We start from the raw sequence: 11978 nt of genomic DNA on the forward strand, positions 1-11978 counted from the left end.
CCTGTCCTCCGACGGCCGTCGACAGGAAGCAGTACGGCAGATGGCGACTGGACTGCGTCAACCAGGCACCGGTAACCGTTCATTATTGGAACGCGCGCACGAACTGCGCGCACTGGACGATGCCCTGGCCCGGCTGTGCGACACCGACGGCGACACGCCACGCGGGCGGCGGGGCGGCGTGGTCGCGTTCACGGGACCGGCCGGGATGGGCAAGACGACGCTCCTGTCCCAGGCCCGGACCCGGGCGGTGGCCCGTGGCTGCACGGTGCTGTCCGGCCGCGGCGGGGAGAACGAGCAGGAGCTGGCGTTCCGGGTGCTGCGCCAGTTGCTCCAGCCTTCGCTGGCGGCACTGGACGGCCACGAGCGCCGTGCCTTCCTGGGCAGTTGGTACGACATCGTCGCCGCCGCCCTCGGTCTGGAGGCGGCCGGTGCCGCCCGGGCCCCCGACCCCCTGAGCGTCCGCGACGGCCTGGACTGGGTCATGACCCAGCTCACCGTGCGCAAGGCGCCGGTCGTCGTACTGCTGGACGACGCGCACTGGGCGGACGCCGAGTCCCTCGGCTGGCTCGCCTCCTTCGCGCCCCGCGCGGAGGACCTCCCGCTGCTGATCGTCACCGCCTACCGGCCCGACGAACTGCCGCCCGAGGCGGACGCGTTCCGCGCGCTGACGGAACGCCACGGGCAGCGCCCGCACAGCCTGTCCCCGCTCACCGAGACCGCCGTGGCCCGGATCGTGCGGGACAGGGTGGGCGAGGGCGCCGAGGACGCGTTCTGCGCCGAGTGCTGGGCGGTCACCGGCGGCAGCCCCTTCGAGACCGTCGAACTGGCCGTACGGCTCGACGAGGCCGGACTGACCGGCACCGCGTCCGATCTCGCGGCGATGCGGAACCTCGCCTCGGCCGTCAAGGGGCCGGGACTGGCCGACCGGCTGCACCGGCTCGGCGGTGCCACCGTCCGTTTCGCCTGGGCCGTGGCCGTACTGGGTTCACCGGCCCCGCCGGAGCTGGCCGCGACCCTCGCGGTGGTCGGCACCGAGGAGGGCGCCGCGGCGACCGAGCGGCTGCGCGCCGCCCGTATCCTCGCCCCGGGCACCGGGGCCGGCGGCGGCCTGGAGTTCGTCCACCCCCTGATCGCCAGGGCGGTGTACCGGAACGTCCCGGCCGGTCTGCGCGTCGGGATGCACAACACCGCCGCCGAGGCCGTCCTCGCCGCCGGGCTCGGCCCCACCGCCGCCGCCCGGCACCTCCTGGAGGTGCCCTGCGAGGGCAAGCCGGCGGCCGTCGCCTGTCTGCGGGCGGCGGCCCGCGAGTATCTGCGGGCCGGCGCGCCGGAGGCCGCCCAGCGGGTCCTGACCCGGGCACTCCACGAGCCGCCGCCGTCCGAGGAGCGGGCCGCCCTGCTGCACGAACTGGCCCGCGCCACCTTCCTGATCGACCCCGCGGCCACGGTCAGTCACCTCCGCGCGGCGCTGGCGGAACCGGACGTCGACCCCGGTCTGCGTGCCTCGATCGTCTTCCGGCTGGCCCAGGCGCTGGCCCACACCGACCGGGTCGCGGAGGCGGCCGCGGTCGCCGGGGAGGAGGCCCGGCGGGCCGCCAACGCCCGTATCCGGCTGCGTATGCTGGCCGACCACTTCGTGTGGAGCGCCTCCCGCACCGACGAGCCGGACTCCCCCGCGCGCTCCCGCGTGCTGGCCCGGCTGGCCGAGCGGATGCCCGGCCGCGGTCTGGAGGAGCGCTACATCCTCGGGATGCGCGCCTGGGACGCCGTACTGCGCGGTGAGCCCCGGCACATCCCCCTGGCCTTCGCCGAGGAGGCGCTGCGCGGCGGTCTGAGCTGGACCAGCGAGCACCAGGGCTTCGAGGTGCCCGTCTCCGTCGCCATGGTGTTCATGTACGGCGACCAGCCGGGCCGGGCGGAGGAACTGTTCACCCAGGGCATCGCCGAGTGCCAGGGCAAGGGCTGGCGCGGTTCCCATCTGGCGCTGGGTCAGGCCCTCCTGGGGTACATCCGCTACCGGCGCGGCTCACTGGCCGAGGCGGAGGACCTGGCACGGGCGGGCCTCGCGATCGCCGACCGGGTGGACGGGGCGGTGCCCGCGCAGTCGTTCGCCGTCGGCATCCTCGTCCAGACGCTGCTGGCCCGGGGCCGGACCGCCCAGGCACGCCGGCTCGCCGACCGGTACCGCTACGGCGAGGCCGTGCCGAACGCCGTCATCTATCCCGATCCCCGCACGGTCCACGCCGAGCTGCTGCTGGCCGAGGGCCGGGACCGGGCGGCGGCGCGCGTCCTGGCCGCGGTCGGCGAGCGGCTGGACGAACGCGCCTGGCGCAACCCCTCCTGGTGTCCCTGGCAGCTGCACCTGGCCCGGGCCGTGGCCCGCGCCGACCCCGGCCGGGCGGTGCGGCTGGCCCGGGAGGCGGTCGAGCGGGCCCGGGACTTCGGGGCCGCGTCGGCGATCGGCCAGGCCCTGCGCACGGAGGCGGAGGTGACCGGCGGTGCTGCGGCGCTGGAGCTGTACGACGAGGCCGTGCGGCGGCTGGAGGCGTCACCGGCGGCCTACGAGCTGGCCCGCGCGCTCGTCGGCCACGGCGCGCTGCTGTCCCGCAACGGCCGGGTGCAGGAGGCCGCCGACCGGCTCTACCAGGGGCTGGAACGCGCGGTGCACTGCGGCGCGGAAGGGCTGGCCTGCCGGGCCAGGGCCGAGCTCTCCGCGGCCGGGCTGCGGTCACTGCCGCTGCGGTACGCGCAGACCGACACGCTCACCGCGCGGGAACGCCGGGCGGCCGAGATGACCGCCCGCGACGATCCGCCGGACGTGGTCGCCAAGGAACTGCGGCTGACCGAGCAGGGGGTGCGGCAGGTGCTCTCCTCGGTCTACCGCAAACTGGGCACCGACGCCGAGGGACTGGGCAGGGCCCTGGAGATCCCGCCCCGGGCGCGTTACTGACCGGCTCGGAGCCGGCCACCTCGCCCGTACCGCCTCGCCCCCGGGGACGCCTCGGCCCCGGGGACACCCCCAGGGCCCGGGAGCGGCTCACGCCCGGACCCCGCCTGTGGACGGCAGACCGCTGGACGGCAGACCGGTCGTCGGCAGACCGCTCGACGGCAGGCCGGCCGACGGCAGCCCCCCGTGGCCGGCCGTGCGGTCGCGGTGGCGGTAGCGGCGTTCGGGGCGGCCGGCGACGCCGTAACGCAGGGAGACCTCGGCGCTGCCGACGGTGTGGAAGTACTCCAGGTAGCGCCGGGCGCTGACCCGGGAGACGCCGGTGCGGGCGGCGCACTCGCTGGCGGACAGGGTGCCGTCGGCGTCACGGAGGGCGCGTTCGATCAGCTCGGCGGTCTCCACGCTCATGCCCTTGGGCAGCGCCGGGCCCGGCGCGGGGCCGGGCACGCCCGCCAGGACCCGGTCCACGTCGGCCTGGCCACGGACCACCGTCTCCAGCAGACGGCCGCGCTGAACGGCGTACCGTTCCAGGCGCAGCCGCAGGTCCTCGAACTCGAAGGGCTTGAGGAGGTAGTCGACGACGCCCTGCCGTACGGCGGCGCGCACCGTGTCGGTCTCACGGGCCGCGCTGACGACCATGACGTCGCAGTCGTGGCCGGCGGCGCGCAGCCGCGGCAGGAGGTCGAGGCCGAACCCGTCCGGCAGGTACAGGTCGAGCAGGACCAGGCCGGGGCGGAGCCGGTCGACGGCGGCGAGGGCCTGCTCGCCGGTGGCGGCGGCGCCGACGACACGGAACGGGGTGACGCGATCGACGAAGGCGCGGTGGATCCGGGCCACCATGAAGTCGTCGTCGACCACGAGGGTGTCGATCGGCTCCGTCCGGCTGGTTCCGGTCGTCATGTCGCTCCTTCCGCCACCGCGTCGACGGGGTGGCTGACGGTCGTGCGGGCGGTGCGCGGCGCCCGTCGAGGCGCTGGTCACCGAGATCTCACCGCCGTGACGTTCGCAGAACGGCCGGGCGGGCGCCAGGGGTGAGCGGTGACAATGACCGCAAAGACCACAACCTCCGTTGGTGACGCAAAGACGACGGGGTGCCGGGGAGCGGGCACCATGTGGCCCACATCGACGCGACGACAGGTGGTGGCATCGTGCGCCTGCGCACCCCCCTCGCCCTGTTCGGGGCCGCCGTGCTGGTGCTCGTGGGGCCGCCGCTGCTGGACACCGGCGGCGGCGACGGGACCGGTACGCAGATCCCGGGCCTGCGCCTCATGGTCCCCAACAGCCCCGGCGGCGGCTACGACATCACGGCCCGTACGGCAGCGAAGGACGCCGAGGACGCCGGGCTGACCCATGGCATCGAGGTGTTCAACCTGCCCGGCGCCGGCGGCACGGTGGGGCTGAGCCGCCTGGTGGGCGAGCACGGCAACGGCAGGCTCGCGATGTCCATGGGCCTGGGCGTGGTGGGTGCCGTCCGCTCCAACGACGCGCCCCGCACCCTCGCCGACACCACGCCGATCGCCCGCCTCACCGAGGAGCAGGATGTCGTGGTGGTCGCCAAGGACTCCCCGTACCGGACGATCGACGAGCTGATCGGGGCGTGGCGGAAGGACCCGGGCAAGCTGCCGGTGGGCGGCGGTTCGTCACCGGGCGGGCCGGACCACCTCGCGCCGATGCTGATGGCGCGGGCGGCGGGGATCGCCCCGAAGGCGGTGAACTACGTCCCGTTCGACGGCGGCGGCGAGCTGCTCGCCTCGATCCTCGGCGGCAAGGTGGCCTTCGGTGTCTCGGGCGTCGGCGAGTACCTCGACCAGATCAGGGCGGGCGAGCTGCGGCTGCTCGCGGTGACCGGCCCGGAGCGGGTTGAGGGTCTGGACGCGCCCACGCTGAGGGAGGCGGGCTACGACGTGGACTTCACCAACTGGCGCGGCATCGTCGCCCCGCCCGGTCTGTCGGACGCCGAACGGGACAAACTGGTGCGGCTGGTCCAGGAGTTGCACGACTCCCCCGAGTGGCGGAAGTCGATGGAGACCAACGGCTGGGACGACGCCTTCCTCACCGGCGAGGAGTTCGGTGACTTCCTGGACGCGCAGGACCAGCGCGTGGTGTCGGTACTGAAGGAGCTGGGCCTGTGAGTACCCGTACGGATACCGCCCCCGCCGCCACCGATCGGCGTTCATGGCTGCGCGACCACTCCGAACTCGGCGTCTGCGTCCTGCTGCTGGCGCTCGGTGCGCTGGTGCTGACCGACGCGCTGACCATGGACGTCGACATCACCCAGCGCGGCCCGGTCGGTCCGCGGACCGTGCCGGTCGCGGTGGGCGCCGGGCTGCTGCTGATCGCCGCGCTGCTCGCGGTGGACGTGCTGCGCGGCGGCCGGGGCGAGGCGGAGGGCGGCGAGGACGTCGACCTGTCCGAACCCGCCGACTGGCGCACGGTGCTGATGCTCACCGGGGTCTTCCTGGGCGCGGCCGTCCTCATCGAGCCCGTCGGCTTCCCGATCGCGGGGGCGCTGCTGTTCTGGGGCGCCGCGTTCGCGCTGGGCAGCCGCCGCCTCGACCGCGATCCGCTGATCGCCGCGGTGCTGTCCGTCGTCACGTACGCCGTCTTCGACCAGTTGCTCGGTGTCCCGCTCCCCGGCGGACCGCTGATGGGAGTGCTGTGACATGAACGCCCTCAACTCCCTGTGGGACGGCTTCGGTACGGCCCTGACCCCGCTCAACCTCCTGTGGGCCGCGCTCGGTGTGCTGCTCGGCACGGCGATCGGCGTGCTGCCCGGCATCGGCCCGGCGATGGCGGTCGCCCTGCTGCTGCCGGTGACGTACGGTCTGGACCCGGTCGCCGCGTTCATCATGTTCGCGGGCATCTACTACGGCGCCATGTTCGGCGGCTCGACGACCTCGATCCTGCTCAACACGCCCGGGGAGAGCGCGGCCGTGGTCGCGGCCATGGAGGGCAACCCGATGGCCAAGGCGGGGCGCGGCGCGCAGGCGCTGGCGGCGGCCGCCGTGGGCCACTTCGCGGGCGGCATGATCGGCACGATCCTGCTGGTGGCGCTGGCGCCGACGGTCGCGGATCTGGCGGTGGACATCGGCGCCCCGGACTACTTCGCCCTCATGGTGCTGGCGTTCATCGCGGTGACGTCGGTGCTGGGCTCCTCGCGCGTGCGCGGGATGGCCTCGCTGCTCATCGGTCTGACGATCGGGCTGGTGGGCCTGGACCAGATGACCGGACAGCAGCGGCTGACGTTCGGTTCGCTGCAACTGGCCGACGGCATCGACGTGGTGATCGTCGCGGTCGGTCTGTTCGCGATCGGGGAGGCGCTGTGGGTGGCGGCCCATCTGCGGCGCGGGGCGGCCGCTCCGATCCCGGTGGGCCGGCCCTGGCTGGGCCGGGCGGATCTGGGCCGGACCTGGAAGTCCTGGCTGCGGGGTCCGTTCATCGGCTTCCCGTTCGGCGCGATCCCGGCGGGCGGCGCGGAGATCCCGACCTTCCTGTCGTACGTCACCGAGAAACGGCTCTCGAAGCACCAGGACGAGTGGGGCAAGGGCGCCATCGAGGGCGTCGCGGGACCGGAGTCGGCGGCGTCCGCGTCGGCGGCGGGGACGCTGGTGTCGATGCTGACGCTGGGGCTGCCGACGACGGCGGTGGCGGCGGTGATGCTGGCCGCGTTCCAGCAGTACGGCATCCAGCCCGGCCCGCTGCTCTTCGAACGCGAACCCGAGCTGGTGTGGGGCCTGATCGCCTCGCTCTTCGTCGGCATGGTGCTGCTGCTCGCGCTGAACCTGCCGCTGGCCCCGGTCTGGGCCAGGCTGCTGCGCATCCCGCGCCCCTACCTCTACGCGGGGATCATGTTCTTCGCGGCGGTCGGCGCCTACGCCGTCGGCGGCGAGGTCGTCGACCTGGTGACGCTACTGGTCATCGGCCTGGTCGGCTTCGGCATGCGGCGCTACGGGCTGCCGGTGCTCCCCGCCGTCATCGGCGTCATCCTCGGCCCCGCCGCCGAGCAGCAGCTGCGGCGCGCGCTGCAGATCAGCGACGGCAGCGTCACCGGCCTGGTCGACACCCCGTTCTCGGTGACGGTGTACGCGGTGATCGTGCTGCTGCTGGCCTGGCCACTGCTGCGGCGGGCGGCGGAGCGGGTACGGAGGCGGAGGCGGGGGGCGGCGTGACCCGCCCCCGCCTCGGGCGTGAGGCGAGCCGCTGTCAGTGCTGTTCTTCGACCGCGGGCTCGCGCAGCGCCGGGGCGGCGGACTTCCGGCGGCGGCGGTACAGCACCCCGCCGCACACCGCGAGGAGCACCGCCACGATCGCGGCCACCCCGAATTCCGTCCGCTCGGCGAACAGCCGCCCCAGCAGTTCGAGCGCTCCGAGCCCGGCGGTCGCGTAGATCAGCGCCCAGCCCGCTCCGCCCACGAAGAGCGCGGGCAGATAGCGCGGCAGGGGCATGCGCATGCTCCCGGCGAGGAAGTTGGCCGCGGTCTGGAAACCGACGGTCAGGAAGGAGAGGGCGACCACGGGCGCGCCCCAGCGCTGAATGGCCCGCTCGACGCGCCGGAACCTGTCCGAGGAGTACCGGGCGGCGAGCCTGCTGCGCCGCGCTCCGGCGCCGGCGAGCCGTCCGACGGCGTACGTCCCTCCGGCCCGCAGCAGCACGATGACGTAGAGGCCAGCGGCTGTGAGCGCGACCTCATCCACGACGCCTCGCCCTCGGCGCCACCGGGCCATCGACGGGCACGAGCCTGGTCTCCATGTCTCACCTGCGGTCCACTGCTGCCGGTTCCGACCCCCGCCCCCATTGTCGCACCCGGCCCCGCTGAGCTGCGCCGGGGTGAGGGGCCCTCGTCACCTCCTCCCCGGCAGGGCCCGCGGGACCGGCCGGGTGGCCGGCTTCCGCGCCACGCCTCACCCGGCACCGTTGTGCGTCGCCCGCCCCGCCCGGACCACCAGTTCGAGAGCGGCGTCGATGTCGGCCGTGGTGGTGGCCGGGTTGATGGTGCACATCCTCAGGACCGTCCGTCCGTGGACGCGGGTGGTCAGCAGCAGTGCCTGGCCCGTGGCGCGGACGGCGTCGCTGACGGACTGCTGGAGGCGGTCGACGGCGGACGGGTCGGCGGGGCAGCCCGGGGGCCGGCAGCGGAAGGTGAGGATGCCGAGGCCGGGGGCGCTGGTGAGGTCGAGGTCGGGGTGGGCGGTGATACGGGCGGCGGCGTGGTCGGCCAGGTGGAGGCCGTGGTCGACGGCGCGGCGGAAGGCCGCGGCGCCGAAGGTCTTGAGGGAGAGCCACACCTTCAGGGCGCGCAGGCCGCGGGACTGCTGGGGGCCGAGGTCGTCGAGGTTGACCTCGTCGTGCCGGGCCTCGGCGGGGTGGAGGTAGCCGGTGTCGAGGTGGTGGCGGGCCATCCGGAAGGTGGCCCTGAGAAGCTCCGGATCGCGGACGAGGACGCAGCCCGTCTCGTAGGGCTGGAACAGCCATTTGTGCGGGTCGAAGGTGAGGGAGTCGGCGTGCCCCAGCGCGTCGCGCAGCTGGTGGCCGCGCTCGGAGAGGGCGTACGCCGCCCCGTGGGCGCCGTCGACGTGCAGCCACAGCCCGTGCCGGCGGCAGAGCCGCGCGAGGTCCGGGACGGGGTCGACGGCGCCGGTGCCGGTGGTGCCGACGGTGGCGACGACGGCGAAGGGACGCAGGCCGGCGGTGAGGTCGGCGTCGATCCGGGCGGCCAGGGCCCGCGGGTCGAGGCGTTGGCCGGCGTCGGGTTCGAGGGCGGTGAGCTGGTCGCGGCCGAGACCCAGCAGGTGGACGGCGCGGGCTACGGAGGGGTGGGCCTGGGTGGAGCAGTAGAGGCGGGCGCCGGTCGGATCACCGGCGAGGTGATGGTCGCGGGCGGCGGCGAGCGCCGTGAGGTTGGCGGCGGAGCCGCCGCTGACGAACAGGCCGCCCCAGTGTCCGGGCAGCCCCAGCAGCTCTTTCAGCCAGTTCAGGGCGGTCAGTTCGACACGGGTGGGGCCGGAACCGACCAGCCACGCGCCGGGGACGCTCAGGTGGGCGGTGGAGAGCAGGTCGGCGAGGACCGCGGGATAGTTCCCGGTGGTGGGCACGAAGGCGAAGCAGCGGGGGTGGTCGAACCGGATGCCGAGCGGCAGGACGTCCTGGGCGAGGTGATCAAGCAGTCCCGTCAGGTCGCCGCCCTCCTCGGGCAGCGGCTCGTCGAGCAGTGCCGCGAGTGCGGCGGGTCCGGCGACGGCGTGCGGCGGGCCGTCCGCCACCGTGCACAGCCGCTGCACGACGAGGTCCACCGCGTGGTGACCGGCGGCCCGCATCTCCTCTACGGGCAGGGCGAGTTCACCGGGGCGGTAGGGGCGCGGGGTCTCGCCGGCGCGCGCGGAGCGAGCCGGCGGCACCGGGCCGGTGGGCGGGGAGACACCGACCGGGGGAAGGCCGGCCGGTGGCACACCGACCGGGGGAAGGCCGGCCGGTGGCACACCGACCGGAGAGACACCGGCCCGGGAGACACCGGCCAGGGGAACCTCCGCCGGTGGAACACCGGCCGAGGAGACACCGGCCCGGGAGGCACCGGCCGGGGAAACCTCCGCCGGAGCTTCGCCGCCCCCGGAGCCACCGCCCGGGGTGCCCCCCGCCGGGCAGACACCGGCCGCGGAGCCCGGGTCGCTGGACGGGGCGTCGTGGGTCATACGGGATCACCTGTCGTGGTCCGGATCTCCTGAGCGAGGAGCCGTTCGGTCCAGGTCCGGCCCCAGGGTCCGAGGGCGGGGCGCGGGGACACGTCGCAGAGGTGGTGGCCGGTCTGCACCAGCACGAGTTCGTCGCCGGGCAGCACAGGACCCGGTGAGGCGTGCGGCCAGAGCAGGGCCGTCCCGGCCCCCTGCCGTGGGAGGGGAACCGGGAGAGCCGTCCCGTCGAGCGTGCCGGTCCCCTCGGCCGGTCCGAGCAGTTCGAGGGGGCCCTCTGCCGTCAGCCGGTAGTGGCCGGGGCGAGGCAGCCCCGTGACGTCGCCGGACCGCCGGGCGTGCACGACGAGCTGGGCGAGCCTCGGCACCGGGCACGTCAGGGCGCGCACGGGCGGCAGCTCGGGCAGCAGACAGGCCAGTACGTGCAGCCCCAGCAGCGGCAGCAGCCCGGCGGCGGCCTCGGCCGCCTGGGCCAGGGACGCCACCGTCTGGAAGCGCGGGTTGATCTCGATGACCACGGGCGTCCCGCCGTCGACGACGAGGTCGAGGCCGAAGACACCCCGGAAGCCGTGCCGTCGCAGCACGTCACCGACGGCACGGGCGGTGTCCCGGACGCGGGTGAGGAGCGGGGCGGGCAGGTCGGAGCCGTCCAGGAGCTGGTTGCCGCAGTGGGTGCCCCACCCCAAGGTCAGTTCCGGCAGGCCGACGAGCTGGTGGGAGACGGCGGAGACGACCGTCCGGTCCGCTCCGGCGCAGGCGCTGACGGTCAGCGGCAGTCCGGGCACGCGCCTGCTGAGCCGCAGGGTGTGGCCGGTCCACGCGTCCAGGGCCGCGGGCAGCGCGTCCGGTGTGTCGACGGGGACGGTGCCGCGGCCCGCCAGGTTGTTCTCCCGGCGCTGGAGCACCGCGGCGTCCCAGCCGTGCGGCCAGTGGACGGCGGCCGACGGTGACCGCCGCGCCGGGACGACCAGGTGCTCGGGGACGGCGACGCCCGCCTCGGCCAGCAGGTCCAATGAGTCGATCTTGTCGGAGGCGCGGGCGGTGATACCGGCGGGCGGGGCGAGCAGCGGGCAACCGTGCTGCCGGGCCCAGGCTCGCGCGTGGTCGCCGTGTTCGGGGGCGAAGGCGACGGCGACCGTCCGCCCGCCGGTGCGGTGTGCGGGCCGTGGCGGGGGCGGAGCCGTCAGCAGTGGGGAGACGGGCTCGTGCCGTACCAGTCCGGTGGCAAGGCGGCAGGAGGCCGGCAGGAACGCGGAGCGGTCGAGGAAGACGATCTCGTCGGCCAGCCGTTCCAGGTGAGCCGTCCCCTCGTCGGCCGCGACGCCCTCCAGCGTGACCGGGCGGGGTCCGTCCGGTTCCCGTACGGGAGGAAGGGCGGCGGACGCGGGTCCGGGCCGGGCGGGTGACGGGGCGTTCGGGCGCACGATCAGCTCCTCCGGGGGGCGGCGGCTTCGCGGTGGTGGGGCAAGGGCGGCGGGGCCGCGTCCGGCCGCAGCAGCCTGCCGCGGGAGGCGGCCAGGCGGTCCAGGGTGCGCAGGGCGTCGGCGCCGGTCCCCAGCAGGGAGGGGCCGTGGCCGACGAAGCGGGCGCAGATGCCGTGGTGAGCGGCGTGCACGTCCGCCAGGGCGGCGTGGAGCGCACGTCCCGCGGCACACCCCGCGGGGCAGGCGTCGGCGTGGGCCCCGCCCCAGATCCCCAACTGCCGTACGAGGGCCCGGTGGTCGGCGGACCACAGCCCCGAGAAGCCGTCCCGTTCCTCGGGCGGTGCCATCGACGGCCGTACCTCTGTCTCGTAGGCGTGCGGGGCGAAGGACGCGGTCGCTTCCATGGCGGCCGCACTCGCCCGGAGCAGGGCGGCGGCGTCCCGGGTCGCGGCCGGCCCGGGGTGACGTCCCGCGGGCCGGGCGGTGGCGTCCCGCAGGGCGACGACAGTGACCGCGGTGAGTGCGAAGAACAGCCGGTGCCCCGCCCTCCAGCGGGCCGTCGGCCTCCCGGCCGGTGCGCCGACGGGGGCGGGCGCGCCCGCCCCGCAGACCGACAGCGCGGTGTGCAGGGCGGCCCGGTCGTCAGCGCGGACCCAGGCACTCGCCTCGGCGGTGGTCCGCAGCAGTGCCCGCAGCAGGGTGCGCGCCGGGTCGCGGGGGGTACGGGCCACACCGAAGTGCGCGTCGTACACGGCCTCCCCGGGGTCGGCGAGGGGCTCGGCGTCCCCGGGACGGGGGGCGGCGCCGGGGCCGGGGCCGACCCACGGAGCGGGAATCCCCTCCGCCGCGGCGCGGAGCGCCGAACGAGCGTCGGGCAGCAGTTCGGGCGGGGGCAGCCACACGGGGCTCGTACGGGTGATCAT

General features: G+C 75.3%; 9 protein-coding genes. 4 read left to right on the plus strand and 5 right to left on the minus strand.

Going from position 1 to position 11978, the window contains the following annotated elements; all coding sequences use genetic code 11:
* Positions 1 to 40 precede the first annotated feature (40 nt).
* Positions 41 to 2950 (plus strand): ATP-binding protein, encoded by a 2910-nt coding sequence (locus tag ACZ3IG_RS32540; RefSeq protein ID WP_467436594.1) that lies wholly within the window; start codon positions 41 to 43, stop codon positions 2948 to 2950.
* A gap of 87 nt (positions 2951 to 3037) precedes the next feature.
* Here the strand turns inward: ACZ3IG_RS32540 and ACZ3IG_RS32545 are convergent, their stop codons facing one another.
* Entirely contained in the window at positions 3038 to 3847 is an 810-nt protein-coding gene (locus ACZ3IG_RS32545) for a response regulator (RefSeq protein WP_467436596.1), read from the minus strand.
* Positions 3848 to 4095: 248 nt separating this feature from the next.
* On the opposite strand from ACZ3IG_RS32545, the gene ACZ3IG_RS32550 reads away from it, so the two are divergent.
* The 3 genes from ACZ3IG_RS32550 to ACZ3IG_RS32560 are packed head-to-tail and all read left to right on the plus strand — an operon-like array spanning position 4096 to position 7116.
* Positions 4096 to 5079, plus strand: coding sequence for a Bug family tripartite tricarboxylate transporter substrate binding protein (locus tag ACZ3IG_RS32550; protein ID WP_467436675.1), 984 nt, complete (start codon positions 4096 to 4098; stop codon positions 5077 to 5079).
* Positions 5076 to 5609 (plus strand): tripartite tricarboxylate transporter TctB family protein, encoded by a 534-nt coding sequence (locus ACZ3IG_RS32555; RefSeq protein ID WP_467436597.1) that lies wholly within the window; start codon positions 5076 to 5078, stop codon positions 5607 to 5609. The genes ACZ3IG_RS32550 and ACZ3IG_RS32555 overlap by 4 nt, the downstream gene beginning before the upstream one ends.
* Position 5610: 1 nt before the next feature.
* Positions 5611 to 7116, plus strand: a complete 1506-nt coding sequence (locus tag ACZ3IG_RS32560) for a tripartite tricarboxylate transporter permease (RefSeq protein ID WP_467436599.1) — start codon at positions 5611 to 5613, stop codon at positions 7114 to 7116.
* A gap of 34 nt (positions 7117 to 7150) precedes the next feature.
* Here the strand turns inward: ACZ3IG_RS32560 and ACZ3IG_RS32565 are convergent, their stop codons facing one another.
* From ACZ3IG_RS32565 to ACZ3IG_RS32580, 4 genes are all read right to left on the minus strand, one after another.
* On the minus strand, positions 7151 to 7642 hold the full coding sequence (locus tag ACZ3IG_RS32565; RefSeq protein ID WP_467436600.1) for a DedA family protein: 492 nt from the start codon (positions 7640 to 7642) through the stop codon (positions 7151 to 7153).
* A gap of 207 nt (positions 7643 to 7849) precedes the next feature.
* On the minus strand, positions 7850 to 9634 hold the full coding sequence (locus ACZ3IG_RS32570; protein ID WP_467436601.1) for a pyridoxal phosphate-dependent decarboxylase family protein: 1785 nt from the start codon (positions 9632 to 9634) through the stop codon (positions 7850 to 7852).
* On the minus strand, positions 9631 to 11055 hold the full coding sequence (locus ACZ3IG_RS32575; RefSeq protein WP_467436603.1) for an ATP-grasp domain-containing protein: 1425 nt from the start codon (positions 11053 to 11055) through the stop codon (positions 9631 to 9633). Before ACZ3IG_RS32575 ends, ACZ3IG_RS32570 begins: the two co-directional genes overlap by 4 nt.
* Before the next feature lie 2 nt (positions 11056 to 11057).
* Entirely contained in the window at positions 11058 to 11978 is a 921-nt protein-coding gene (locus ACZ3IG_RS32580; RefSeq protein WP_467436604.1) for a hypothetical protein, read from the minus strand.

It is taken from the genome of Streptomyces sp. NPDC016677 (assembly GCF_055562815.1).

Excerpts from the sequence above, each read along its gene's own strand:
- ACZ3IG_RS32560 (WP_467436599.1), top strand. The coding sequence starts at position 5,611 with ATGAACGCCCTCAACTCCCTGTGGGACGGCTTCGGTACGGCCCTGACC.
- ACZ3IG_RS32570 (WP_467436601.1), bottom strand. The coding sequence starts at position 9,634 with ATGACCCACGACGCCCCGTCCAGCGACCCGGGCTCCGCGGCCGGTGTC.
- ACZ3IG_RS32540 (WP_467436594.1), top strand. The coding sequence starts at position 41 with ATGGCGACTGGACTGCGTCAACCAGGCACCGGTAACCGTTCATTATTG.
- ACZ3IG_RS32580 (WP_467436604.1), bottom strand. The coding sequence starts at position 11,978 with ATGATCACCCGTACGAGCCCCGTGTGGCTGCCCCCGCCCGAACTGCTG.
- ACZ3IG_RS32545 (WP_467436596.1), bottom strand. The coding sequence starts at position 3,847 with ATGACGACCGGAACCAGCCGGACGGAGCCGATCGACACCCTCGTGGTC.